Genomic DNA, 22,758 nt, shown 5'->3' with positions numbered 1-22,758 from the left:
CATCCGCCTGAACGCCCCGACGTCCGATCCGGCAGGACTGCGCCGATCAGAACAGCCCCGGCACCTCGCGCTGCGGCGTCGTCGGCCGCATCGGCGTCAGCAACTCCAGCTCGCGCTGCAGCTTGATCTCGCTCGATTGCGCCGATGGTCCCGTGCCGCCTTCCGCAATCGTCGCGCCACAGCTTCGCCCCGCCAGGAAGTCGAGCGCCGCCCGGGTCGACGCTTCCGCCGGATCGCCCAGCGGCCGGGTCACATCGTCTGCCGCCTGGCACGTCGCGCCCATGAACGGGGCCAGTCCATCATAATAGGCGCCCTGGCGGTTCGCATTCTCCAGCGCAAAGGCGATCACGCGCAGCCGGTCGTCGCACGCCGCATTGTCGCGAGCGATCTGCCCGACCGGCTTGCCATAGGTGTTGGTGCCGACCAGCGCGGCGCGATTGCCCAGATAGGGGATGAAGGTGTTCATCACCAACTCGCTCGCCGATGCCGATCCGCTTGTGCCGATGAACGCGACTCGCGTCGGCGCGATCGATTGCGGCTGCGGCGCGAAATAGACCGTCTCGTTGTTCGATGCCTTGGACGGGCGGAAGCTGACATAGTTGGCGACCGTCGAGCTTGTCTTGTCCGCGCCCATCAGGTTGTTCATCAGGTCCGCGATCGAGACCAGCCCGCCGCCATTATAGCGCAGGTCGACGATCACCTGACTGACGCCCTGCGACTTAAAACTGGCAAAGGCGTTGCGCAGCGGCGTCTCGGCCGTGTTGATGAAGGTGCGCAGGTTGATGTACCCGACCTTGCGTCCGCCATCGTCGATCACCTTCGCACCATAGCGTGACGATACCGGCGTCAGCTCGAACTCGGCCTTGGTTATCGTGACGTTTCGCGTGCCCGTCGCATCGCCGATACGCAGCGTGCGCGTGACGCCGACGTTCGACGGACCCAACGCATTGGTGATCCCGGCGCTGCCTTCGCTCGCCAGGATGTCGCCGACGTTGCGCAGGGTCGAGGCACTGGTGCCGATCGCCAGGATCTCGGTCCCGCGGTCGATCCCGGCGGCCAAGGCGGGCGCGCCTTCGAACGCTTCGCTCACGAACAGACGCCGCGCCGCGCCGTCGATCGCGAACCGCACGCCATAACCGGCGCTCGATCCCGAATTATAATAGGCATTCTCCTCGGCGATCGAGGTGATGTAAGTGAAATAGCGGTCCTTGCGCTGCGAGCGCGCGGTCGCGGTCAGCGCGTCGATGAACGATGGCACGTCGCTATAGCTTGCCGGGTTGATGTTTGCCGGCAGCGTCTCGGGGAACAGATACCACTCGTTCATTTGCGCCTGCACCCAGTTCTGCCGCGCGGCAAGCGAACAGGTGCCGGTCGCGGTGGGGGAGGGCGCCGGTGTCGGCGCGGCGGCGGTGCCGCCACCACCGGTGGTTACGGTTCCCGAACCGCCGCCGCCGCCACAGGCGGACAGCAGGCCTAGTGTTGCGACCGCGGCGATGAGGCGAGTTGAGCGCGAACGGAATCGGGACATGGTGGGGCGATCCTAACGCAGAAAGGCGGAGTAGCCAGCCGCAAAACTCTCTTATGATTTCATCAGCTTAACCGTTGCTGTCTGGCGTCGGTTTCGGGCCGGGGCGACGCGCACGATCACCCTCGGACTTTTTCGCTGCATCCCCCTGACGGGGTATGACGCACGCGCATCCCTGTTCGAAAGGCTTCCTTTCGCTTCGAGAAGGGGAGGGCGCAATGGTTCGTAAAATCACGTTGCTGGCGGGTGTCAGCATGCTTGCGGCAAGTTGTTCGGGCGGCAGCGACGCACCGGGGATGGTCAGCACGGCCGACACGACCCCGCCGGCGGTGACGGTCACGCCGTCGTCGGCCAGCATCGAAGGCGGCGAGACCGTGGCGATCACCGCTACCGCCACCGACACCGTGGACGGCTCGGTCACGCCGACGCTGAGCTGCACGGCCGGCACGCTGACCGGCAACCTGCTGGTCACGACGGCCGTGGCCGCCGACACCACCATCACCTGCACCGGCACTGCGACCGACAAGGCGGGTAACAAGGGCACGGCGACGACCACGATCACGGTCAAGGCGACCGTGGCGTCGGTGACATCGCTCAGCGGCTCGACGCTGGCACAGGGGCAGTTGGGCGCGTTTACCGTCACCAATCTCCCGCTTGCGGCGACCAGCTACACCGGCAAGCTGGGTACGCGCGACATCACGCTGCGTCGTGGTTCGGCGAGCGCGCTCACGTTCCTCGTCCCTGCCGACATGCCGGCTGGTACGCATCTGCTCGACTTCCAAGTTGGGGCAAGGCGCTACAGCTATTCGGTGAACATCGCTGCTGCGCCAGCGGTGGCCGACCCGAAGGCCGTCGTCGTCGCGCGCCTGAACGAAGCAATTGCCGTCGTCGATTCCCTGATATCACGGGAAGGCGCAGCCATGTCGGCGGGGCAGCGCAACATCTTCGCGGGCTATCGCACGGACCTGAGCAATACCGTCGCGAGGGTCGACACGATGAGCGCCGCTGAACTCGGCCAACTGGCCGCGATGCTCCAAGTCAATTTGGGCACCGGGAGTCCTTCGGCGGCAATCCAGGCACAGTTCAACGGTCCGGCCTGTACGCAGGCGGTGACGAGGTATCTGCTCAACAAGGGTGCCGTGATCGTTCTCGGCGGGGCCGGGCTAGCGCTCATCCTCTCCCCGGAGCCGACGATCACCAAGATTGGCGGGCTGGCCATCTATCTCGTCGCGCTGAACAGGTTTGCCGCGCTCAGGGATTCCGTGGGCAATGTCGTCACGGAGTGCCTTCGCGATCCAGATCCGCAGGACAGTACCCTGCAACAGCTTCTCGACAATGCTGCCGCGCGCAACAGCTTCGTTGAAGCGCTGGCCGTCGCCCCCGTCTATGGGTTCAACAACAAGAAATCGAAAAGCTTCAATCTGATTGAAAAGCGCCGCATGGACCCGTCCACTACGGCTTCCTTCGGTGGCGGCATGAAGGAGTTGGCTGATCTCGCGGCCAGCCTGCCCTTCGTGCCCGACGCGCTCGCACGCGCACTGCAAACCGGTGTCACCGAGACGACGCGAAAGGTGCCTTCGTCGGAAGTTTCGCTCGGCGCCGTTTCCAACGGCAATGTCGTAGGCGTCAAGAGCGGTTCGGGCGATACGATCACGCTCACCTTCTCCTATGTCGGCGATCCCCCCTCCGACAACGTCCCGTTCAACTTCACGCTCACGGCCGGCACGATGTCGATCCCCTTGTCCGGTCAACTCGTCGTCGCGCTGCCGGGCGCCGAGGACGCCGCCGTCACGCTGATTCAGGGCAAGGCGATCACCTCCCAGCTCCAGGTACGCGGTGCCGACAGCATCGAGATCGTCAAGGCGCCAACCAAGGGGGCCGCGACCATCAGTCCGAGCGGTTTGCTCAGCTACACGCCGAACGGCCAGGCATTCGGCAAGGACGAGATTCAGTATCGCGCACGCAACGCAGATGGCGTTTCGCGCACGGCGACGGTTCTGCTGACCATCAATCGCCAGTTCGAAGGGACCTGGTCGGTGCGGATCGTCTCGGAAACGCTCAGCCAGTCGCAAGCCGGCCTGTGTCCGAACGAGGACAAGACGGTTTCCGTGCTGGTTTCGAAGGTTAGCGATACCCAGTACAACGCAACCTATGACGGGGTTCCGCTGAGCTTCACCATGGCCAGCAAGGACGATCCAAACGGCCTGCGTGCGCAGGCCAGCGGTACTTTTGACGACGGTCCTGGCCAGACCACCGAATCGCTGACGGTCAACATTCCCAACAGCACGCAGCTGAACGGCGGATCGACCTGGAGCTATGTCGGGCCCGGCAACACCCGCTGTTCGGGCAGGACAACGGTCACCGGGAGCAAGTAACCGGCAACGGCCCGGCCTGTGGCGGGGAAGCCACGGGTCGGGCCTTCCAACGGGCGGATCGCTCCGATCGCCTTGTCTTTTCGGACTCGCCCTGTTAGGGGCGCGTCCCAACGCCCGGGGCAGATGCTTCGGCGACCCAATCGCTATTGATCTGATTCGGAGTTGAGACGGACTTATGCAAATCATCGTTCGCGACAATAACGTCGACCAAGCCCTTCGCGCGCTCAAGAAGAAGCTGCAGCGTGAGGGCGTGTATCGCGAGATGAAGTTGCGCCGTCACTATGAGAAGCCGAGCGAAAAGCGCGCTCGCGAGCGTGCCGCCGCCGTGCGCCGCGCCCGCAAGCTCGAGCGCAAGCGCATGGAGCGCGACGGCGCTCGTTAAGGCTTGTTGGATTTGCCGCTCGCGCCGGTGCGCGAGTGGGCAACCTTTGTGATGTTCTGCCGCGCCTGGCTCGCGGACTTTCGGGATAGCTGATCGATGTCGTCCGTGACCGCCGTGCCGATTGCACCGACCAAGCGCAGCTATCTCGTCTGGCTCTGGGTGGGCGTTATCGTGGCGGTCGCCGCCGCGATCGCCCTCGCCTGGTTCGGCACCGCCCGCGTCGTCGCGGAAAAGGGCACCAACGAGTCGTACCTGGCCTGGAACAAGGGCCAGTCCGGCGTGGTCGAAACCGCGTCCGGCCTGCAGTATGAAGTGCTGCAGGAAGGGCAGGGCGCCAGCCCGACCGACAGCGACGTCGCGCTGGTGATGTACAAGGGCACGCTGCGCGACGGCACGCAGTTCGACGCGAGCCAGCAGCCGACGCCGCTGCCCGTCGCGGGCATGATCCCCGGCTTCACCGAAGCGCTCAAGCTGATGAAGAAGGGCGGCAAGTACCGCATCTGGATCAAGCCCGAGCTCGGCTATGGTGCCGAAGCCAAGCGCGACCCGCAGGGCCGTGAGGTGATCCCGGCCAATTCGCTGCTGGTCTTCGAGGTCAGCCTGCTCGAATTCGTGCCGATGAGCGTCTATCAGCAGATGATGCAGCAGCAGCAGATGGGCGGCGCCCCGGGCGGTCCGCCGCCGGGTGCTCAGCCCGGGCAGCCGAAGGGCGACTGATCTGCGTAAGGTGCTGGCCACGGCGGTGATAGCCGCCGGCCAGCTTTCCGGGAACTGACCGCAAGCCGGATTGCGCCAAGTGCACTTGCCCGCCGATTGCAAAAAGCGCACTAGGCACGTCCGAGGGGCCATCGCCCCACGGAGCCAAAAGTGTTCGACGCGTTCGATCCCATTGTCCTGGCGCGAATCCAGTTCGCGTTCACGGTCAGCTTCCATTTCATCTTCCCGGCCTTCTCGATCGGGCTGGCCAGCTACCTGATGGTGCTCGAGGGGCTGTGGCTGAAGACCGGCCGCGAGCTGTATCTCGACCTGTTTCGCTACTGGGTGAAGATCTTCGCCGTCGCCTTCGCGATGGGCGTCGTGTCGGGCATCGTCATGTCCTATCAATTCGGCACCAACTGGTCGGTCTTCTCCGACAAGACCGGACCGATCCTCGGCCCCCTGATGGCCTATGAAGTGCTGACCGCCTTCTTCCTTGAGGCCGGCTTCCTCGGCGTCATGCTGTTCGGGATGAAGAAGGTGGGCAAGGGCCTGCACTTCGCCGCGACCTGCATGGTGGCGATCGGCACCTTCATCTCGGCCTTCTGGATCTTGAGCGTCAACAGCTGGATGCAGACGCCGGTCGGCTATGCGCTCAACGCCGCCGGCCAGTTCGTGCCCGCCGCGCCATGGATCGACATCGTCTTCAACCCCAGCTTCCCTTATCGGCTGGTCCACACCGTCATTGCGGCATATCTCACCACCTCGCTGGTCGTGGGTGCGGTCGGTGCCTGGCATCTGCTCAAGGACCGAACCGACGCGCATGCGCGCAAGATGTTCAGCATGGCGATGTGGATGGCCGCGATCGTTGCGCCGATCCAGATCTTCGTCGGCGACCTCCACGGACTCAACACGCTCGAGCATCAGCCGCAAAAAGTCATGGCGATGGAAGGGCATTTCGACAGCCACCCGAACGGCGCGCCGTTGATCCTGTTCGGCATCCCCAACTCGGCGGAAAAGCGGGTCGATTATGCCATCGAGGTGCCGAAAGCTTCGTCGCTGATCTTGAAGCACGACCTCAACGCGCCGCTTGCCGGGCTCGACACCATCCCCGATCGCGACGAGCCGCCGGTGGGCATCGTCTTCTGGTCGTTCCGCATCATGGTCGGCCTCGGCATGCTGATGCTCGCCCTGGGCCTGTTCAGCCTGTTCGCTCGCGCGCGTGGCAAGCTTTACGACTGGCGCTGGCTGCACTGTGCCGCGATCGTGATGGGACCTTCAGGATTCGTCGCGGTGATCGCCGGCTGGGTCACGACCGAGGTCGGTCGTCAGCCGTTCACTGTGTACAACCTCCTGCGCACCGTCGACAGTGCCTCGCCGCTTGCCGCGCCGGCGGTAGGCGCGTCTTTGACCGCCTTCGTCATCGTCTATTTTGCCGTGTTCGGCTTTGGCACCTGGTATATCCTCAAGCTCATGCAGAAGGGTGCTCAGCCGCACGAGCCGGAGATGACCGACGCAGCCCCGATCCGCACCGCGGGCATCACGCCTGGTCCGGCGCAAAAGGGGCCGGAGGATGACAAGGTGCCGGATGACGACCGTAATGACGATCCGGAGCTGCGCCGATGACCCCGGACCTGACGCTCGCTACGATCTGGGCGTTTTTGATCGCGTTTGCCGTCTTTGCCTATGTCGTCATGGATGGGTTCGACCTGGGGATCGGCATCCTGTTCCCGGCGTTCGAGGTCGGCGAGGAGCGCGACAAGGCGATGAACTCGATCGCGCCGGTGTGGGACGGGAACGAGACTTGGCTTGTGCTAGGCGGCGGCGGCCTGTTCGCGGCGTTCCCGCTCGCCTATGCGATCGTCCTGCCTGCGCTCTATCCGCCGATCATCGCCATGTTGCTGGCGCTGGTCTTCCGCGGCGTCGCATTCGAGTTTCGCTGGCGCGATCCCGGCCACCGTCGCTGGTGGGATTTCGCCTTCACCGCCGGCTCGTTCATGGCTGCGCTATCGCAGGGAATCATCCTGGGCGCGCTATTGCAGGGGATCAAGGTCGCCGATCGCGCCTATGCTGGCGGTTGGCTCGACTGGCTCACCCCCTTCACGCTGCTGACGGGGATCAGTGTCGTTGCGGGCTATGCACTGCTCGGCGCGACCTGGCTGATCTGGAAAACCGACAGGCGGGGGCAGGACCATGCCTATCGGCTGGCCGGCTGGTTTGGCCTCGGCACGCTTGCCGCCATTGCCGCTGTCAGCGCTGCGACGCCGTTCCTGTCACACGGCTATTGGGAGCGGTGGCTGGATTATCCGCAGGTGCTGTTGACCGCGCAAGTGCCGTTGCTCACCGCGATCATTGCCTTCGCCTTTTATCGTTCGCTCAAGAAGCGGCGCGAGGCGCGGCCGTTCTTCCTGGCGCTGGGCCTTTTCCTGATGGGTTTCATCGGGCTCGGCATCAGCATCTGGCCCTATGTCATCCCGCCCAGCGTCACCATCCTCGACGCTGCGGCCCCGTCGGCAAGCCAGGGCTTCATGCTGATCGGCGCCGGCATCCTGATCCCGGTGATCCTCGCCTATACCGCCTGGTCCTATTGGGTCTTCCGCGGCAAGGTGGGAACTGAAGGATATCATTGAGGTGGCCGAGCCGCCCACGCCTTGGTGGCAGCGCTTTGCCTGGCTGATCGCGATCTGGTGCGCGAGCGTGGCGATGCTGGGCATGGTCGCTTATGGCATTCGATGGTGGTTGCGGCCTTAGCCGTTTCCGTCGCCCCTTGAAGCAAGTCGTCGGAAGTAACTCGCCGCGCGACTTGCTGAGCGCTGCCTATCAGGCGGCCTCCGCGGCATACCCTGCCGCCCGGCACAGGGCATCAATAACTGAAGGCAAAGAAAAAGGCGGCGATCCGAAGATCACCGCCTCTAACTCTTCAGCTTACAGCAAATTTAGTTGCTGTCGGCCTCGTTGTCGCCGTCAACGGCAACCACGATACCCAGCGCAATCGCAGCAACGGCGAGCAGCGGGATGATGAAGCCACCAGCCTGCTCGTTCGACTCACCCACCTGGGTTGCCGCACGCGGGGCGTTCGAAAGCGAGAGCTTCGACGCCGAAGAGGCCAGAGCCGGGGACACTGCCAGCGAGCATGCTGCCACTGCCGTCGCAATCTTTGCCAAACGCATCAATTCACTCCCTTTTTTCAGTCACCTGATCGATCAGGCGGTTCAATTGCACAATCGGCAATCCGTTGCAACGGCGAATCAAATCCTGCCTTTCGAACTGCATCCGCCTGTTGCCGGTCCGCCACACCCGACTAGCGCGCCGTCCCGACACCGTTGCCACCTGCCACCCGAAAGGTGCCAGTCAGGCGGCGTCTAATCGCTCGGCGCCGCCGGAAGTTCCGGCGGTCTGCAGAATCCATCGCTCATCGCGTTCAAACCCCATGGCGGTAAGCCGACCGGTTTCATACGCCCCGGTGTCGAGCCCGATCCGGCCCGGACCGTGGGCGACTTCCTGGAAGATCGTATGTCCATGAACGATGACCTTCTCGAACGGGCCCTGATGGTTGAGAAACTCGTCCCGGATCCAGCGCAGCGAGGCTGGCTTTTGCCCGTCGAGCGGCAGGTCGGGCTGAATGCCGGCGTGCACGAACGCATAGTCGCCCAGGACAATCAGGTCCTCGAACCCGTGCAGAAACTTGGTGTGGCTGGCCGGTACGCGTGCCTGGATCATTGCGAGCAGCTCGGCATAGTCGCACGCGTCATATTCGGCTTGAGAGATGTCATAGCTCAACACCGTCTCGCGCCCGCCGATCCGCAAAAAGAAGCGCAGCGCTTTCTCGTCTCCCTCGAGCACCTTGAGGAACACCTCCTCATGATTGCCCAGCAGGAAGCTGATTCGATCCTTGCGCTCGGCAAGCTTCATGAGCCGATCGACCACCTGTGCCGATTGCGGCCCGCGATCGACCAGATCGCCGAGGAAGATGAGCTGAGTCTGCGCGGCGCCACGCTCGGCATCGTCGCGCTGGATCTGATCGAGCAGGTCATCGAGCAGGTCGAGCCGGCCGTGTATGTCGCCGACCGCATAGATGCGCTGACCAGCAGGAATGGCGCCGCGTAGCGCGGCTTCGCGGACCGGTGAGCGTGAAAGCGCTGATACTAAACGTTTAAACATGCTGTCGGATTGTCCTTGGCCCCGCCGATACAGCGTCCACCGCTTGCGAGGCAACCATCATCGTGGTTAGTCGCTCAAGGCGGGGACGGGTCTAGATGAGTGCCGATGATGCGATTGCAATGCCTTGCCGCGCTGATTTGCTGGTGGTCGATGGGCATCGCGCCCGTGGCAGCGCAGGTAATGGATGGGCGGGCGCTCGACCTCTTGCGGCAGGCGGATATGAAGCTTGCCGGCGTCGGTTACCGCATGAGCGTGGCCGCCGCGCCGCTGTGCGACCGACTGGAGCCGGGCACCGGGCTCCAGCTGCACACGCTGGGACAATATGACGCGGCTGGTCGGCCGGCGGTGCGGGACTATTTCAAGATGGCGGGCACAGTCGGGGTCGAAGGCGTGGTGCCTGGAAGTCCGGCCCATCGCGCCGGCGTGCAGCAGGACGATACCATTGTGTCGATCGCCGGGATCGTGCCGTCAGTCGAGTTTCCCCCCGGCGCCAGCACAGCCATGCTCGCCAAACTCCACCTCGACCTGGCTGAGCGGCCCTGGCAGCAGCCGCTCAAGCTGGTGATCCGCCGCGATGGCACCGAGCGGACGATCGAGATCCAACCGATCGCGGCCTGCTTCACGCGCTATGAAGTGAAGATCTCCGACCGGTTCGAGGCGCGGGCCGATGGCGAGCTCGTCCAGATCAGCTCTAGGCATATCGAGGATCTACCGCCCGATCTGCTGCCGGCGACCGTTGCCCACGAACTCGCCCACAATATCCTGCGCCATCGAGAGCGGCTATCGGCCGCCGGTGCGGAGTTCGGCCTGGCGTCAGGCTTCGGTCGCAACGTCGGCCTGTTCCGCCGCGCCGAGTTAGAGGCGGACATCCTCTCGGTCCATCTGCTGGCGCGTGCGGGCTACCCACCGGAACTGGGGGCGCGCTTCTGGCAGGAGGCCGGCTCGACAATCATGGGAGGCCTGATCCGCAGCCGTTCGCATCCACCGGCCAAGGATCGCGCGGCGGCGATGGCGGCGGAAGCGGCGCGGATCAGGCGGGCAGGCGGCAAGGCGACGGCACCCCCGTTCTATGCAGAGCGGGGCGCCAATATTTCCAGCAACTGGCGCGCGCTATTAGCGAGGGAACTTTGAAGCGCTGCCCGGCAGTGTTAGCTGCTCGCGAAATTATGCCGATCCGACGACCGCGCCAAGTTACCCACCATCGGGGTCAGAGTCCCTGCATTGCAAACGATCGGAGAGCGTTGGTAACGTCAGGTCAGCACCCATGATCTCACGGTGCCGTGTTCGTATGCGTGATGCTCCAAGCGCTCCAATCTAATCGGATCTGCGACCCACGTAACCGGTCAAGCGGAGTGATGATGTCGCAAGCGTGCGTGCCGGTTGGTCGGGCCAGATGCCGCGCGCGTCATATACGATTTTGTCGGCGCGCTCGACGAGGGGGACGGATTTAAACACGTCATGATCGACCAGGACGATCATGACGGGGCAGGTTTCCAAGGCAGTATCGATGTCGGTAAGTTGCGCGCCGGTGGTTCCGAGTTCTGGCGGCAGGGTCGTCGCGTAGGGTTCGACGATCTTGACGCGTGAGCCGTGGCGGGTGGCTAGTTGCTGGGCGACATGCAGCGCGGGACTTTCGCGGAAGTCATCGATGTTCGCCTTGAATGCTAGGCCGAGGCACGCGACCGGGGCGTTGGGCAACTGCGCGATCAACGCTTCGGCCCGGCGGACAGTGTAGCTGACCTTGCCGTCGTTCACTTCACGTGCGGTACGGATCAGCGGCGTGTTCTCGCGGTCGGCGGCAACCAGGAACCACGGGTCGACCGCGATGCAATGGCCGCCGACGCCGGGGCCGGGGGAGAGGATGTTGACGCGCGGATGGCGGTTGGCGAGGCGGATGACTTCCCACACGTCGATGCCCATGCCGTCGGCGACGATCGAAAGCTCGTTGGCGAAAGCGATGTTGACGTCGCGGAAAGCGTTTTCCGTAAGCTTGGTCATTTCGGCCGCCCGCGCGCTGGTGGTCACGCAGGTACCCCGAACGAAGCGGCGGTAAAATTGCAGCGCCTTGCGCGCACAGCGGGGGGTCACGCCGCCGACGACGCGGTCGTTCTCGATCAGTTCGATCAGGATGCGGCCGGGCAGCACACGCTCGGGGCAATAGGCGATCGCAACATCGGCGGTGCCGATGCAATGTCCAGGGACCTTGAGGTCGGGGCGAAGTTGGGCGAGCAGCTCGGCGACCTTGTCCGTCGTTCCCACCGGCGATGTCGATTCGAGGATGACGGTGTCGCCCCCCTTCAGCACTGTGGCGACGCTGGTCGCGGCCTGCAGCACATAGCCGATATTAGGCGAGTGATCCTTTCCGAATGGCGTGGGCACGGCGATGAGGAAGACGTCGCTCGCCTCGATCTGGGTCGAGGCGCGAAGCGTGCCGCGCGCGATGACGCCGGAGACGAGGCCGTCGAGATCGACCTCCTCAATATGCACCCGGCCGGCATTGATCGTATCGACCACGCTCTGATGAACGTCGATGCCCAGCACCATCGCGCCGGTGCGTGCGATCACCGCCGCGGTGGGCAGACCGATATAGCCGAGACCGAGTACGGCAACCTTGAGTTCAGAGCCCGAATCCATGCGCAACGACCTTTGCAATCCGTGCCGAGGCATGGCCGTCGCCGAACGGATTGTGGGCGCGCGCCATGGCTTGGTAGGCGCTCTTGTCGTCCAACAGGGTTGAGATTTCGGAAACGATGCGGTCGGTGTCGGTGCCGACCAGCCTGGCGGTGCCGGCGGTGACGCCTTCGGGCCGCTCGGTCGTCTCCCGCATGACCAGCACCGGCTTGCCTAGCGCAGGCGCTTCCTCCTGCACCCCGCCTGAATCGCTCAGCACCACCTCGCACAGCGAGAGCGCGCGGATGAAGTTGGGGTAGTCGAGCGGGTCGATGCGCGCGACGTTGGAACGCTCGCCCAGGATCGCTTCCATCACCGACACGACGTTCGGGTTGGGGTGCATCGGGAAGAGCACGGCGGTATCGGAGCGGTCGGCAATGCGCGCGATGGCGCGGGCGATCGACTCCATGCCGCCGCCGAAGTTCTCGCGCCGGTGTGTGGTGACGAGGACCAGCCGCTTGCCGGAGAGGCGCCCGACAATTGGGTCGAGCGCGGCGGCGAGTTCGGGTTCGGCCGCGATCCGATCGCGCGTGGCGAGCAAGGCGTCGATCACGGTGTTGCCGGTGACGTGGACGGTTCCGGGGTCGATATTCTCGCGCAGCAGCGCGTCGGCGGCGGTCTGGGTCGGCGCGAAATGCTGGTCGGCGATCGGGGCAACGATGCGGCGGTTCACTTCCTCGGGCCAAGGTTGCCAGATGTCGCCCGAGCGCAGGCCGGCTTCGACATGGCTGACGGGCACCTTGCGGTAATAGGCTGCGAGTGCGCCGACCATTGCGGTCGCGGTGTCGCCCTGGACGATCACGCGATCGGGGCGCTCGGCGTCCATCACTTCGCCGAGACCGGTCAGCAGTCGAGCGGTGAGCCGGTCAAGCGACTGGCCCGGTTCCATGAGGTCAAGATCGATGTCCGGCGTGAGGCCGGCGATGCTGAGCACTTGATCGAGCAGGCCGCGATGCTGCGCGGTGACGCAGGTGCGGACGGTGAGGCCGGGCACGTCCGCCAGGGCGCGGACGACGGGGAACAGCTTGATCGCTTCGGGCCGCGTGCCGAAGATCACCAGGACTTTCGCGTTGCTCATGCGAGTGCCCTAACAGAGCCGCGTTAAGGAGGCGCTACGCCACCGAACGTTGCAAAGGTTGCCCATCTCGGCCCCGGCAAGAGCCAAATGTGGCAAAGGTCGCACGGCTGGCGACACGCCTTGATTGTCAAGCAGCCGCGCCAGCCAAGCAGCCGAAATCCTACATTGCAAGCCCAAGCGAAACGGGCGGGAATCGCTTCCCGGCCCGTTTGAATTGGCTGACCGACGATCAGGCGTTCAGCGCAGCCTTCAGATCCTCGACGAGATCGGTGCGTTCCCATGGGAAGAAGTCGCCTTCCGCCTTGCGGCCGAAGTGACCATAGGCCGCAGTCCTGGCGTAGATCGGCTTGTTGAGGCCGAGATGCGTGCGGATGCCGCGCGGAGTCAGGCCGCCGAGCTTCTCGATCTTGCCGATCGCCGCCTCGATCTGGTCGTCGCCGACCGTGCCGGTGCCGTGCGTGTCGACATAGAGCGAGAGCGGCTTCGACACGCCGATCGCATAGGCAAGCTGGATCGTGCAGCGTTGCGCCAAGCCAGCCGCCACGATGTTCTTGGCAAGATAGCGGGTGATGTAGGCCGCCGAGCGATCGACCTTGGTCGGATCCTTGCCCGAAAACGCGCCGCCGCCGTGCGGCGAGGCGCCGCCATAGGTGTCGACGATGATCTTGCGGCCCGTCAGGCCCGCATCGCCGTCCGGACCGCCGATCTCGAAGCTGCCGGTCGGGTTGATGTGATAGACGGTCTCGTCCGACAGCAGTTCGGCGGGGATCACGTCGGCGACGACCGACTTCACATAGGCGTGAAGCTCAGCTTCCTTGTCGCCCTGGTCGTAGCCCGGCGCATGCTGGGTCGAGACGACGATCGCGGTGCAGGCGACCGGCTTGCTGCCTTCATAGCGCAGCGTGACCTGGCTCTTGGCGTCCGGCTCGAGGAACGGCGCCTTCCTGGAATGGCGGTCGGCCGCCATCTGCTCGAGGATCTTTTGGCTGTAATAGAGCGTCGCCGGCATCAGGTCGGGCGTGTCGTTCGCGGCATAGCCGAACATGATGCCCTGATCGCCCGCGCCCTCGTCCTTGTTGCCGGACGCGTCGACACCCTGCGCGATGTGCGCCGACTGGCCGTGCAGGTTGTTCTCGAAGCGGAAGCTTTCCCAATGGAAGCCGTCCTGCTCGTAGCCGATGCGCTTCACCGTATCGCGGACGGTCTTTTCGATCTCGTCCTGCGCGCCCGGCGCCCATTCGCCATTTTCATACACGCCCTTGCAGCGGATCTCGCCCGCCAGGACTACAAGCTGAGTGGTCGTCAGCGTCTCGCACGCGATGCGTGCCTCGGGGTCCTTGCTCAGGAACAGATCGACGATCGCATCTGAAATCTGATCCGCGACCTTGTCGGGATGGCCTTCGGACACCGATTCGGACGTGAAGAGGTAATTGGAACGCATGGTCTTCCTCGAATTGGCCCGGCCGTTGCCATGCCGGGCAGGATTTTGAGCGAAATATAAAGCTTTCGTTATATCCGCCTAGCGAGTGGCGCGACGGATGGCAATTGCGGCAACCAGCAGCAGCCCGGCAGCAATGAAGGCCAGCCAATTGCCAACGCGGGCGAACCAGGTCGGCGGGAGCGCAGCGGGCATCGGCGCCTCGATCGCCTTCGCTTCGCCCATGCCAGCGGCAGCGACGATGCCGCCATGCGCGTCGATGATCGCCGAGATGCCCGTGGGGGTGGAGCGCAGGATCGGCAGCCCCTCCTCAATCGCGCGCATCCGCGCCTGCGCCAGATGCTGGGGCGGCCCCCAGGTACCGAACCAAGCATCGTTCGACGGGTTGAAGAGGACCGCCGGCCGGTCGGCGCGATCAACGGTCTGACCTGAAAAGATGATCTCGTAGCAGATTTGCATGCCGACCTTGCCGAAGCCGGGTATGTCGAGCGTGCGCGGGCCAGGACCCGGGGCGAAGTCGATGTCGCCCGCGACGAGACGCGACAGGCCGAGCGGTTCGAGAATGGTGCGCATCGGCAGATATTCGCCATAAGGCACCAGATGCGCCTTGTCGTAACGCGCGCGGATCCGGGCTGCCGGATCGATGGCGAAGACCGAATTGCCGGCCGAGGCGAGTTGCCGATCCTTCCCGAAATTGAGGGCGTTGCCGCCGATCAGCGCCATGTCGCGCGGGCCAAGCGTCAATGCGATGGCCTGTCGCACGGTCCGGGGATCGGCCTTGCGGTACCAGATGTCGGGATAGCCGTCCTCGATCCAGTAATCGACCGATCCTTCGGGCCAGACGATCAGGCGGGGGATGGGGCCGCCGGGCATGATCGTCTGCTTGTCGTTGGACAGGCGGACGAGCGCGGCCATCGACTTTTGCGCGCGGGTGCCATCGAGCGAGGTATCCTGGCCGATATTCGGTTGAACGACGCGGACCAGCGGCGCGGTCGGGCGCGTCGGCGCGGGGGCGGGGTGCAGCAGCCAGGTGCCAAGGCCAAGCGCGACGAGCGCGGCGGCAAGCGGTCGCCATTCGCGCAGCGTCGCCAGGTAAAGCGTGCCCGCGGCGAGCATGAACAGGCCGCCCAGCGCATAGGTCCCGGCCCAGGCGGCGAATTGCGCGACGCCCATAAGCGGTAGCCACGCCACGCCGAGCGGGTTCCAGGGATAACCGGTGAAGATGACGCCGCGCAGATATTCGCTGACGATCCAGGCTGCGGCCGCGACGAGGATGAAGGCAAGATCGGGCACCCTGCCGCGGAAGCGCCAAGCAAGGCCCATCGCCAGAGCGGGATAGATGGCGAGATAAAGCGCGAGCAGCACGACCGCGAGATAGCCGAGCGCGGGCGGCATCTTGTCCTGGAAGTCGAAGGCGTGCTGGATCCAGTTATTGCCGACGGTGAAATGGGCGACGCCGAACAGCCAGCCGCGCAGCAGCGCCTGTCTTAGCGTCGCTGCCTCGTGCGTCAGGCGCAGGAGAATGGCGAAGCAGACGAGGCCCACGACCCACCAGTCGAGCGGGGCGAAAGCCGTCGCCGACGCGGCGCCCGCGGCGAGCGCGATCAGCTTTGATCGTGGAAGGGGGCGGGGGAGGGAACGCGGCTGCATCGCAACCGCTATCGCCCCGCAGCGTGACAGACACAAGCGCGCGGCGTATCATGCCGGCAATACAGTTGAGGATTTCTCCATGCCCGATCCCGTCATCGTCGATATTCCGCACAAGCTGGGCAAGGAAGGCGCGCGCGCGCGGCTGGCCAGCGGCGTGGGGAAGATCGGCAGCATGATCCCGGGCGGGGGCGCGGTGCAGGAGCGATGGGACGGCGATTCGCTGCATTTCACCGTCACCGCCATGGGGCAGACGGTGGCGAGCCGGCTGGACCTGCATGACGATCGCGTCCATGCCGAAGTCGACCTGCCGCCGTTCCTGGCGCTGTTTGCGGGCAAGATCCGCGAGAAGCTGTTGAAGGAAGCGCCCAAGCTGCTGGAGTGACGGAACCGCGCAGGTACAACTCAGGTTATGCGCTTGAGGAGATTGACCATGCGCCACCTGTTGCTCGTCGCGCCGATCGTGCTTGCCGCCTGTTCGCAGGAGGCGCCCCAAGCACCGGCCGGGACGGAGATTGCTGCCAACGGTGCCGTGTCGGTGCCGACTGCGGCCCCGCCGACCCTGCCGGGCGCAACCGGGGCCGGGACGGCGTTCGGCCTGACGACACGTCAAATCGAGGACGCCGATCTGGTCGACGCCAGTGGCGCGAAGCTGGGCGAAGTCGAGCGCGTGGTCGCCAACCCTTCAGGCGCGATCACCGCACTGGTGGTCGAACTCGACGATACGAACCCGGACCGCTTCGTGCAGTTGCCGATCACCGGACTGACCGCTGTTGCAGACGGTGAGGACTGGAACCTGCGCACGGCGGCGAGCCGCGAGCAGCTGGTCGCCATGCCGGCGGTTGCGAAGTGAGATGCGCGCGCGCTGGCACCTGCTGGGGATCGTAGTCGCCGGATCGCTGGCTGTCGGCAGCTGTGCCGGCGCGCTGGCCGGTAATTTCACGGTCACCGGCGGGCTGTACCCCAAAGCGGGCTGGGGCGTGCCCAGTTTCGGCAGTGAGGCCGAGATCGCACACCTGCCGGCCGCCGCCGCAGTCGAGCGGATCGAGCCCAAGCCCGCCTTTGCCGGCTATTACTATCCGCCTGAGGTGCCGGTTGCGTCCTCGCCGCAGGATGCCGCGCTGGCGGCGAGCCAGATCGACGCCATCTATGACGAGCCGCAGCGGGCCACCCTTGACGATCCCGATGCGCGCGAGGCGGAGCCGCAGCAGGCGATGGTAACGTCGGCGATGGCACCGGACACCGGCGATGCGGGGGACTGGCCCGCGCCGCCGGCGCCCTCCGCCGACGTTCAAAGCTATTCCAGCTATTCGGACGTGGCTGCGGCCGAGGATTGACCCGGCGCGCTGACGCGCCAGATCACGTTCCCGACATCATCCGCAACCAGCAGCGCACCGGTGCGGTCCGCCGTCACGCCGACCGGGCGGCCCCGCGCATTGCCTTCGCTATCGAGGAAGCCGGTCAGCACATCGCGCGGTTTTGCGCCCCTGGCCGGCAGACCGCGCGAATCGAACGGGACATAGACGACCTTGTAACCGGCCGCCGGCACGCGGTTCCACGAGCCATGCAGGCCGATGAACGCGCCGTTGACGTAGCCGGCGCCGAGCCGGATTTCCTGTGCGAAGGTGAGGCCGAGCGGCGCGGTATGCGCGCCCAGCGCGAAGTCGGGGCGGGCGGTATATTCGCGCAGATCGGGGCGCTGGGGCTGGACACGCTTGTCGACATAGCCGCCCCAATAATGCCACGGCCAGCCATAGAAGGAGCCGATATCCACTTGCGTCAGATAGTCGGGCGGCATGTCGGAGCCGAGCATGTCGCGCTCGTTCACCACCGCCCAGAGCCGTTCGGACCCGGGATAGATGGCCATGCCGATCGGGTTGCGCAGGCCGCTGGCGAAGATGCGCTTCCAGCCCGTGCGCGGATCGATCTCGAGGATTGCGGCGCGGTTCTTTTCGACCTCAAGCCCCTTTTCCGCGATGTTGGAGGCGGAGCCGACGCTGACAAAGAAAGTATTGCCGCCCGGGGCCAGGATCAGGTCGCGCGTCCAGTGATTGCCGCCGCCGGGCAGGTCGACGATCTTGCGCGCCTTGGCCGTGATCCGGGTCTGACCGACCTTGAAGGGGAAGGCGACCACGGCATTGTGATTGGCGACGTAGAGCGTGTCGCCGACCAGCAGCATGCCGAAGGGGGAATCCAGGCCGTTTTCGGCGGTGAGCAGGGCCGAACGGCTTTCCGCGACGCCATCGCCATTGCCATCGCGCAGCAGCGTGATGCGGTTGGCGGACGGAACGCCGGCGCCGGCGCGGCCCATCAGCAGCTTCATCGCCCAGGCGGTGACGCCGCCGCCCTCGCGCGGGGGGGAATTGCTTTCGGCGACCAGCACGTCGCCATTGGGCAGGCGATAGAGCCAGCGCGGGTGGTCGAGCCCCTTGGCAAAGGCGGTGACGGTGAGCCCGGCAGCGGCTGTCGGCTTCGCATCGCCCGACCATCCTACAGCCTTGGCGACCTTGACCGTGGGGATGGTCTGCGAACGGGTTTCGGACAATTTCGGAATCTGGCCGGACACGTCCTCGGAGGTCAGCCGCGCCACGTCAGGCCGGCTGAACCACCAGATGATGCCGCCGGCCACCACCACCAGGACGAGCAGGGCGATCAGGATCTTGCGCAATCGCGTCATTCTTCAACCTCGACCAGTTCCTTGGGCGGGTGCAGCCGCAGGCGTCGCACGCGCGTGGCGTCCGCTTCGAGCACTTCGAGCGTCCAGCCGCTGGGGTGGGGCAGGCATTCGCCGGCCGCCGGGACATGGCCAGCGAGGATGAAGGCAAGGCCGCCCAGCGTCTCGATATCTTCCTCGACCTCACCCAGCCGCGGGTCGATCGCGGCGGCGACATCCTCAAGCTCGGCGCGAGCGTCGGCGTCCCACCCGCCCTCGTCGAGCGGCACGAACAGCGCCTCGGACGCGTCGTCATGCTCGTCGTCGATCTCGCCGACGATCTCCTCGACCAGATCCTCGATCGTGATCAGGCCTTCGGTGCCCGAATATTCGTCGAGCACGACCGCGAGGTGCGTGCGGCTGGCCTGCATCTGCGCGAGCAGGTCCAGCGTGCCCATCGATTGCGGCACGTAGAGCGGCGTGCGCATGAGGTCGGTGATGCGCGTGGGGGGACCGGCGCCTGCGGCGAGGACGGCGAACACGTCCTTGATGTGGATCATGCCGATCACGCGATCGAGCTTTTCGCGATAAACCGGCAAGCGGCTGTGCCCCGCTTCGGCGAACAGCTGCACCAGCTCGGCGAAGCTGGTCTTTTCCTCGACCGCGATGATGTCGGCCCGCGGTACGCCGACGTCACCGGCATCGCGTTCGCCGAAATGCAGCAGGTTGCGCATCATCTTGCGCTCGAGCGGCGAAAGATCGCCCTTGGACGTGAGGCCGCTCTGCGCGCCGTCCTCACCCTCGGCTTCGTCGATCGCGTCCTCGATCCGCTCTCTCAGCGTTTCGTTCTGCTCGTCGCCGAATAGGAGGGAGCGCAGTCCGCGCCATATCCCGCCCTCGCTGCTACTGTCTCCGCTCCCGTTGCCAGTGGAACCGTCCGCCATCGTCGACTTCAATCCTCGCGTACCAGATAGGGGTCGGGGATCCCCAATGTGTCGAGCGCGGCGCGCTCCATCGATTCCATCGCCTCGGCTTCGGAATCCCCCTGATGGTCATAGCCTAGCAAATGCAGCACGCCATGGACAATGAGGTGCGTGGCATGCTGTTCGACGGTGATGCCCTTTTCTGCCGCCTCGGCTGCGCAAACGCCGTGCGCCAGGACGATATCGCCGAGCAGCACCTCACCATCGTCGCTGTTCTGGGTCAGCGCGTCGATGAGGTCCGGTTCGATCATCGGGAAGGAGAGGACGTTGGTCGGCTTGTCCTTCTGCCGGTATTGCGCGTTGAGCTGATGCACTTCCTCATCCGATGTCAGGCGGACGGCGATTTCGATCATCGCGTCGGTGGTCGCAAGCTCGCCATAGGGGGTCTGCGTGACGGCGGCAGCGGCGGCACGCGCGCCGATCGCATCCCAGTCGAGGTCGGGCCAGCCGGGTTCGGCCTGGACGGCGATATCAAGCATGTTCGTTCTCGTAAGCGTCGACGATCCGGCCGACGATCGGGTGACGGACCACGTCGCCGATGCCGAAGCGGACGAAGGCCATACCCTCGATCCCCTCAAGCTTGTTCACCGCGTCGTTGAGCCCGCTGGCCGACGGGCCGCCGGGCAGGTCGGTCTGCTTGGGATCGCCGCACACCACCATGCGGCTGTTCGCGCCGAATCGCGTTAGGAACATCTTCATCTGCATCGGCGTCGTATTCTGCGCCTCATCGAGGATGACGAAGGCGTCGGCAAGCGTGCGACCGCGCATGAAGGCGATCGGCGCGATCTCGATCTCTCCGCTGGCGATGCGTCGCTCGACCTGTTCGGCGGGCAGGCAGTCATAGAGCGCGTCGTAGAGCGGGCGCAGATACGGATCGACCTTGTCCTTCATGTCGCCGGGCAGGAAGCCCAGCCGCTCGCCCGCCTCGACCGCCGGGCGCGAGAGGATGAGGCGCTTGACCGAGCCGGTGATGAGCTGCGCCACGGCCTGAGCGACGGCGAGATAGGTCTTGCCGGTGCCCGCCGGCCCGAGCGCGAAGATGATATCGTTCGAGATCAGCGCGCGCATGTAATGCGTCTGGGTAATCGAGCGCGGGACGATCGTCTTGTTGCGCGTGCGGATCATGATCGGCGGGGCGTTGCCGCCCGCGCCGCCTTCGTCCCCCTCGGCGCGGAAGATGCCGCTGAAGGTCGGCTCGCTCGACATGGCGATGACCGCGTCGATCAGCCCGGTGTCGATTGCCTCGCCGCGGATCACGCGGCTGTGCAGCTCCTGAAGCACTTCGCGGGCGTGAGCGACGGCCTCGGCGCTCCCCTCGATCACCACGCGCTGCCCACGGGCGTGGATGTAGACGCCGAGCCGCTCCTCCATGGCGAGGATGTTGCTGTCATACTCTCCGAACAGCTGCGGCAGCAGTTGCGGCCGGTCGAACGTCACTTCGGTTCGCGAGCGTTCGCCTTGCTGGGCGGGAACGGGTTTGCGGCTCATGCAGTCCTTTCGGCGCGGAAGTTGTTGCGGGATGCGAACGACGAAGCGGTGGCCATGGGGGCCAAACCGGGGGACAGCGCGGAGGTTCCGTTGACCATGTCGTGCCCAAAGAATGGCAGAGCGAACGCGCGGAGGACAGGGGAGAATGGCGCTTTATCGTCATCCCGGCGAAACGGGGAGCGGCTGTGGCAAGCGCGCCACACCATCGTCCGTCACGCCGCCTTTCGCCGGATGACGGTGGGGCGGGGATCGGCTATAGGCCCGCGCGATGAACGCTCCGACCAAGACCCCCAAGGCCGATCCCAAGACGTTCCACGTCAAGTCGTTCGGCTGCCAGATGAACGTTTATGACGGCGAGCGCATGGCCGAGCTGATGACGGCACAGGGCATGACCGCCGCTGCGGACGCCGACAGTGCCGATCTGGTCGTGCTCAACACCTGTCACATCCGCGAAAAGGCGACCGAGAAGGTCTATTCGGACATTGGCCGGTTGCGGAAGGGCGCGCGGCTGAAGGATCGCGCTGCACCGATGATCGCGGTCGCCGGCTGCGTCGCGCAGGCCGAGGGCGAGGAGATCGTGCATCGCGCCAAGGTGGACGTGGTGGTGGGACCGCAAGCCTATCACAACCTGCCCGACCTGGTGCGCGAGGCAGCCGCGCGGGGATCGGCGCTGGACACCGACATGCCGGCGATCGCCAAATTCGGCGCGCTGCCCGCGCGGCGCAAGACCGGGCCGTCGGCATTCCTGACCGTGCAGGAAGGGTGCGACAAGTTCTGCACCTATTGCGTGGTGCCCTATACCCGAGGCGCCGAAGTCAGTCGGCCGTTCGCGGCGATCGTCGATGAGGCCAAGGCGCTGGTCGATGCCGGCGCGCGCGAAATCACGCTGCTGGGCCAGAACGTCAACGCGTGGGACGATGAGGCCGGCACTGGCCTGCACGGGCTGATCGCCGCGCTCGACCGGATCAAGGGGCTGGCGCGCATCCGTTACACGACGAGCCATCCCAACGACATGCGCGAAGGCCTGATCCGCGCCCACGCGGAGGTCGAGAAGCTGATGCCGTTCCTGCATCTGCCGGTGCAGGCGGGCAACGACCGGGTGCTGAAGGCGATGAACCGGTCGCATGATCGCGATTCATACCTTCGCCTGTTGGACCGGGTGCGCGCGGCGCGGCCGGACATCGCGCTGTCGGGCGACTTCATCGTCGGCTTCCCAGGCGAGACCGATGCGGAGTTCGAGGATACGCTGAGCCTGGTCGACGCGGTCGGCTATGCGCAGTGTTTCAGCTTCAAATATTCGCCGCGGCCCGGGACTCCGGCAGCGGACATGGCGGGGCAGGTGCCGGCGGATGTGATGGACGAGCGGTTGCAGCGGTTGCAGTCGGCATTGAACCGCGATCAGGCAGCGTTCAACGCGGCGACGCTGGGCAGGACCTGCAGCGTGCTGATCGAGCGGCAGGGCAAGCTGCCGGGTCAGATGCTGGGCAAATCGCCCTGGCTGCAATCGGTGCATCTGATGACCGACGCCCGGATCGGCGATCTGGTCGAGGTCGAGATCGTGCGGGCCGATCCCAATTCCCTGGCCGGGGTGGAGCGGGTGAAGGCGGCAGCCTGAGGGGCTGAACGCTGGTCGCCCTCACCCTTCCGGCGCTTCGCGCCTCC

22 protein-coding genes are annotated in these 22,758 nt (G+C 65.4%); 11 read left to right on the top strand and 11 right to left on the bottom strand.

Translation table 11 applies throughout. From position 1 onward, the window contains the following. Nucleotides 1-46: 46 nt before the first annotated feature. On the bottom strand, nt 47-1,528 hold the full coding sequence (locus tag BFL28_RS10205) for a S41 family peptidase (protein ID WP_079247060.1): 1,482 nt from the start codon (nt 1,526-1,528) through the stop codon (nt 47-49). A gap of 215 nt (nt 1,529-1,743) precedes the next feature. Between BFL28_RS10205 and BFL28_RS20935 the strand changes: the two genes are divergently transcribed. From BFL28_RS20935 to BFL28_RS20160, 6 genes are all read left to right on the top strand, one after another. Further along, nucleotides 1,744-3,900 carry an Ig-like domain-containing protein gene (locus BFL28_RS20935; RefSeq protein WP_069320454.1) on the top strand — a complete coding sequence of 719 codons (2,157 nt, stop codon included), beginning with the start codon at nt 1,744-1,746 and terminating at the stop codon, nt 3,898-3,900. A 175-nt stretch (nt 3,901-4,075) separates the two neighbouring features. Further along, nucleotides 4,076-4,282, top strand: coding sequence for a 30S ribosomal protein S21 (gene rpsU / locus BFL28_RS10195; RefSeq protein ID WP_010162663.1), 207 nt, complete (start codon nt 4,076-4,078; stop codon nt 4,280-4,282). A gap of 96 nt (nt 4,283-4,378) precedes the next feature. Then, complete coding sequence (locus tag BFL28_RS10190) at nt 4,379-4,999, top strand: FKBP-type peptidyl-prolyl cis-trans isomerase (RefSeq protein ID WP_069320453.1); 621 nt, start codon at nt 4,379-4,381, stop codon at nt 4,997-4,999. Nucleotides 5,000-5,149: 150 nt separating this feature from the next. Beyond that, complete coding sequence (locus BFL28_RS10185) at nt 5,150-6,604, top strand: cytochrome ubiquinol oxidase subunit I (protein WP_069320452.1); 1,455 nt, start codon at nt 5,150-5,152, stop codon at nt 6,602-6,604. After that, nucleotides 6,601-7,608: a cytochrome d ubiquinol oxidase subunit II gene (gene cydB / locus BFL28_RS10180; protein ID WP_069320451.1), complete on the top strand. Its 1,008-nt coding sequence runs from the start codon at nt 6,601-6,603 to the stop codon at nt 7,606-7,608. Before BFL28_RS10185 ends, cydB begins: the two co-directional genes overlap by 4 nt. Before the next feature lies 1 nt (nt 7,609). Further along, complete coding sequence (locus BFL28_RS20160) at nt 7,610-7,729, top strand: DUF2474 domain-containing protein (RefSeq protein WP_079247059.1); 120 nt, start codon at nt 7,610-7,612, stop codon at nt 7,727-7,729. Between the two features lie 185 nt (nt 7,730-7,914). On the opposite strand, the gene BFL28_RS10175 is transcribed toward BFL28_RS20160, so the two are convergent. Continuing rightward, entirely contained in the window at nt 7,915-8,148 is a 234-nt protein-coding gene (locus tag BFL28_RS10175; protein ID WP_069320450.1) for a hypothetical protein, read from the bottom strand. A gap of 181 nt (nt 8,149-8,329) precedes the next feature. After that, a complete protein-coding gene (locus tag BFL28_RS10170) occupies nt 8,330-9,139 on the bottom strand; it encodes a metallophosphoesterase family protein (protein ID WP_069320449.1) in 810 nt (269 codons plus the stop codon). A 150-nt stretch (nt 9,140-9,289) separates the two neighbouring features. Between BFL28_RS10170 and BFL28_RS10165 the strand changes: the two genes are divergently transcribed. Further along, nucleotides 9,290-10,270 carry a PDZ domain-containing protein gene (locus BFL28_RS10165; protein ID WP_069320448.1) on the top strand — a complete coding sequence of 327 codons (981 nt, stop codon included), beginning with the start codon at nt 9,290-9,292 and terminating at the stop codon, nt 10,268-10,270. Nucleotides 10,271-10,453: 183 nt separating this feature from the next. Here BFL28_RS10165 and wecC read toward each other — a convergent pair whose 3' ends face one another. From wecC to lnt, 4 genes are all read right to left on the bottom strand, one after another. Then, complete coding sequence (gene wecC / locus BFL28_RS10160; protein WP_069320447.1) at nt 10,454-11,773, bottom strand: UDP-N-acetyl-D-mannosamine dehydrogenase; 1,320 nt, start codon at nt 11,771-11,773, stop codon at nt 10,454-10,456. After that, complete coding sequence (gene wecB, locus BFL28_RS10155) at nt 11,757-12,887, bottom strand: non-hydrolyzing UDP-N-acetylglucosamine 2-epimerase (RefSeq protein WP_069320446.1); 1,131 nt, start codon at nt 12,885-12,887, stop codon at nt 11,757-11,759. Before wecB ends, wecC begins: the two co-directional genes overlap by 17 nt. Nucleotides 12,888-13,116: 229 nt before the next feature. Further along, nucleotides 13,117-14,328: a methionine adenosyltransferase gene (gene metK, locus BFL28_RS10150; RefSeq protein ID WP_069320445.1), complete on the bottom strand. Its 1,212-nt coding sequence runs from the start codon at nt 14,326-14,328 to the stop codon at nt 13,117-13,119. Between the two features lie 78 nt (nt 14,329-14,406). Continuing rightward, a complete protein-coding gene (lnt, locus tag BFL28_RS10145; RefSeq protein ID WP_079247058.1) occupies nt 14,407-15,975 on the bottom strand; it encodes an apolipoprotein N-acyltransferase in 1,569 nt (522 codons plus the stop codon). A 79-nt stretch (nt 15,976-16,054) separates the two neighbouring features. Between lnt and BFL28_RS10140 the strand changes: the two genes are divergently transcribed. Genes BFL28_RS10140 through BFL28_RS10130 form a run of 3 tightly spaced genes read left to right on the top strand, consistent with a single transcriptional unit; the run spans nt 16,055 to nt 17,309 of the window. Further along, nucleotides 16,055-16,357 (top strand): polyhydroxyalkanoic acid system family protein, encoded by a 303-nt coding sequence (locus BFL28_RS10140; protein ID WP_069320444.1) that lies wholly within the window; start codon nt 16,055-16,057, stop codon nt 16,355-16,357. Nucleotides 16,358-16,405: 48 nt separating this feature from the next. Continuing rightward, nucleotides 16,406-16,825 (top strand): PRC-barrel domain-containing protein, encoded by a 420-nt coding sequence (locus BFL28_RS10135; RefSeq protein WP_069320443.1) that lies wholly within the window; start codon nt 16,406-16,408, stop codon nt 16,823-16,825. A gap of 1 nt (nt 16,826) precedes the next feature. Further along, nucleotides 16,827-17,309 carry a hypothetical protein gene (locus BFL28_RS10130; protein ID WP_069320442.1) on the top strand — a complete coding sequence of 161 codons (483 nt, stop codon included), beginning with the start codon at nt 16,827-16,829 and terminating at the stop codon, nt 17,307-17,309. On the opposite strand, the gene BFL28_RS10125 is transcribed toward BFL28_RS10130, so the two are convergent. The 4 genes from BFL28_RS10125 to BFL28_RS10110 are packed head-to-tail and all read right to left on the bottom strand — an operon-like array spanning nt 17,279 to nt 21,096. Then, nucleotides 17,279-18,640 (bottom strand): PQQ-dependent sugar dehydrogenase, encoded by a 1,362-nt coding sequence (locus tag BFL28_RS10125; protein ID WP_420911759.1) that lies wholly within the window; start codon nt 18,638-18,640, stop codon nt 17,279-17,281. The two genes, BFL28_RS10130 and BFL28_RS10125, sit on opposite strands and share 31 nt — an antisense overlap. Nucleotides 18,641-18,645: 5 nt before the next feature. Then, entirely contained in the window at nt 18,646-19,569 is a 924-nt protein-coding gene (locus BFL28_RS10120) for a hemolysin family protein (RefSeq protein WP_069320440.1), read from the bottom strand. A gap of 8 nt (nt 19,570-19,577) precedes the next feature. After that, entirely contained in the window at nt 19,578-20,087 is a 510-nt protein-coding gene (gene ybeY, locus BFL28_RS10115) for an rRNA maturation RNase YbeY (RefSeq protein WP_069320439.1), read from the bottom strand. Beyond that, entirely contained in the window at nt 20,080-21,096 is a 1,017-nt protein-coding gene (locus BFL28_RS10110) for a PhoH family protein (protein ID WP_069320438.1), read from the bottom strand. Before BFL28_RS10110 ends, ybeY begins: the two co-directional genes overlap by 8 nt. A 268-nt stretch (nt 21,097-21,364) precedes the next feature. On the opposite strand from BFL28_RS10110, the gene miaB reads away from it, so the two are divergent. Continuing rightward, nucleotides 21,365-22,711, top strand: coding sequence for a tRNA (N6-isopentenyl adenosine(37)-C2)-methylthiotransferase MiaB (gene miaB / locus BFL28_RS10105; protein ID WP_079247057.1), 1,347 nt, complete (start codon nt 21,365-21,367; stop codon nt 22,709-22,711). Nucleotides 22,712-22,758 lie beyond the last annotated feature (47 nt).

This window comes from Sphingomonas turrisvirgatae, assembly GCF_001721295.1.
Lineage (GTDB): Bacteria > Pseudomonadota > Alphaproteobacteria > Sphingomonadales > Sphingomonadaceae > Sphingomonas > Sphingomonas turrisvirgatae.
The sequence above is the reverse complement of the archived record's forward strand: the minus strand, read 5'-3'. Positions and strand labels throughout refer to the sequence as shown.

Excerpts from the sequence above, each read along its gene's own strand:
- BFL28_RS10140 (WP_069320444.1), top strand. The coding sequence starts at position 16,055 with ATGCCCGATCCCGTCATCGTCGATATTCCGCACAAGCTGGGCAAGGAA.
- BFL28_RS10205 (WP_079247060.1), bottom strand. The coding sequence starts at position 1,528 with ATGTCCCGATTCCGTTCGCGCTCAACTCGCCTCATCGCCGCGGTCGCA.
- cydB (WP_069320451.1), top strand. The coding sequence starts at position 6,601 with ATGACCCCGGACCTGACGCTCGCTACGATCTGGGCGTTTTTGATCGCG.
- lnt (WP_079247058.1), bottom strand. The coding sequence starts at position 15,975 with ATGCAGCCGCGTTCCCTCCCCCGCCCCCTTCCACGATCAAAGCTGATC.
- BFL28_RS10110 (WP_069320438.1), bottom strand. The coding sequence starts at position 21,096 with ATGAGCCGCAAACCCGTTCCCGCCCAGCAAGGCGAACGCTCGCGAACC.
- BFL28_RS20935 (WP_069320454.1), top strand. The coding sequence starts at position 1,744 with ATGGTTCGTAAAATCACGTTGCTGGCGGGTGTCAGCATGCTTGCGGCA.
- BFL28_RS10190 (WP_069320453.1), top strand. The coding sequence starts at position 4,379 with ATGTCGTCCGTGACCGCCGTGCCGATTGCACCGACCAAGCGCAGCTAT.
- rpsU (WP_010162663.1), top strand. The coding sequence starts at position 4,076 with ATGCAAATCATCGTTCGCGACAATAACGTCGACCAAGCCCTTCGCGCG.
- BFL28_RS10165 (WP_069320448.1), top strand. The coding sequence starts at position 9,290 with ATGGGCATCGCGCCCGTGGCAGCGCAGGTAATGGATGGGCGGGCGCTC.
- ybeY (WP_069320439.1), bottom strand. The coding sequence starts at position 20,087 with ATGCTTGATATCGCCGTCCAGGCCGAACCCGGCTGGCCCGACCTCGAC.
- BFL28_RS10170 (WP_069320449.1), bottom strand. The coding sequence starts at position 9,139 with ATGTTTAAACGTTTAGTATCAGCGCTTTCACGCTCACCGGTCCGCGAA.
- metK (WP_069320445.1), bottom strand. The coding sequence starts at position 14,328 with ATGCGTTCCAATTACCTCTTCACGTCCGAATCGGTGTCCGAAGGCCAT.
- BFL28_RS10120 (WP_069320440.1), bottom strand. The coding sequence starts at position 19,569 with ATGGCGGACGGTTCCACTGGCAACGGGAGCGGAGACAGTAGCAGCGAG.
- wecC (WP_069320447.1), bottom strand. The coding sequence starts at position 11,773 with ATGGATTCGGGCTCTGAACTCAAGGTTGCCGTACTCGGTCTCGGCTAT.
- BFL28_RS10175 (WP_069320450.1), bottom strand. The coding sequence starts at position 8,148 with ATGCGTTTGGCAAAGATTGCGACGGCAGTGGCAGCATGCTCGCTGGCA.
- BFL28_RS10130 (WP_069320442.1), top strand. The coding sequence starts at position 16,827 with ATGCGCGCGCGCTGGCACCTGCTGGGGATCGTAGTCGCCGGATCGCTG.
- BFL28_RS10135 (WP_069320443.1), top strand. The coding sequence starts at position 16,406 with ATGCGCCACCTGTTGCTCGTCGCGCCGATCGTGCTTGCCGCCTGTTCG.
- miaB (WP_079247057.1), top strand. The coding sequence starts at position 21,365 with ATGAACGCTCCGACCAAGACCCCCAAGGCCGATCCCAAGACGTTCCAC.
- wecB (WP_069320446.1), bottom strand. The coding sequence starts at position 12,887 with ATGAGCAACGCGAAAGTCCTGGTGATCTTCGGCACGCGGCCCGAAGCG.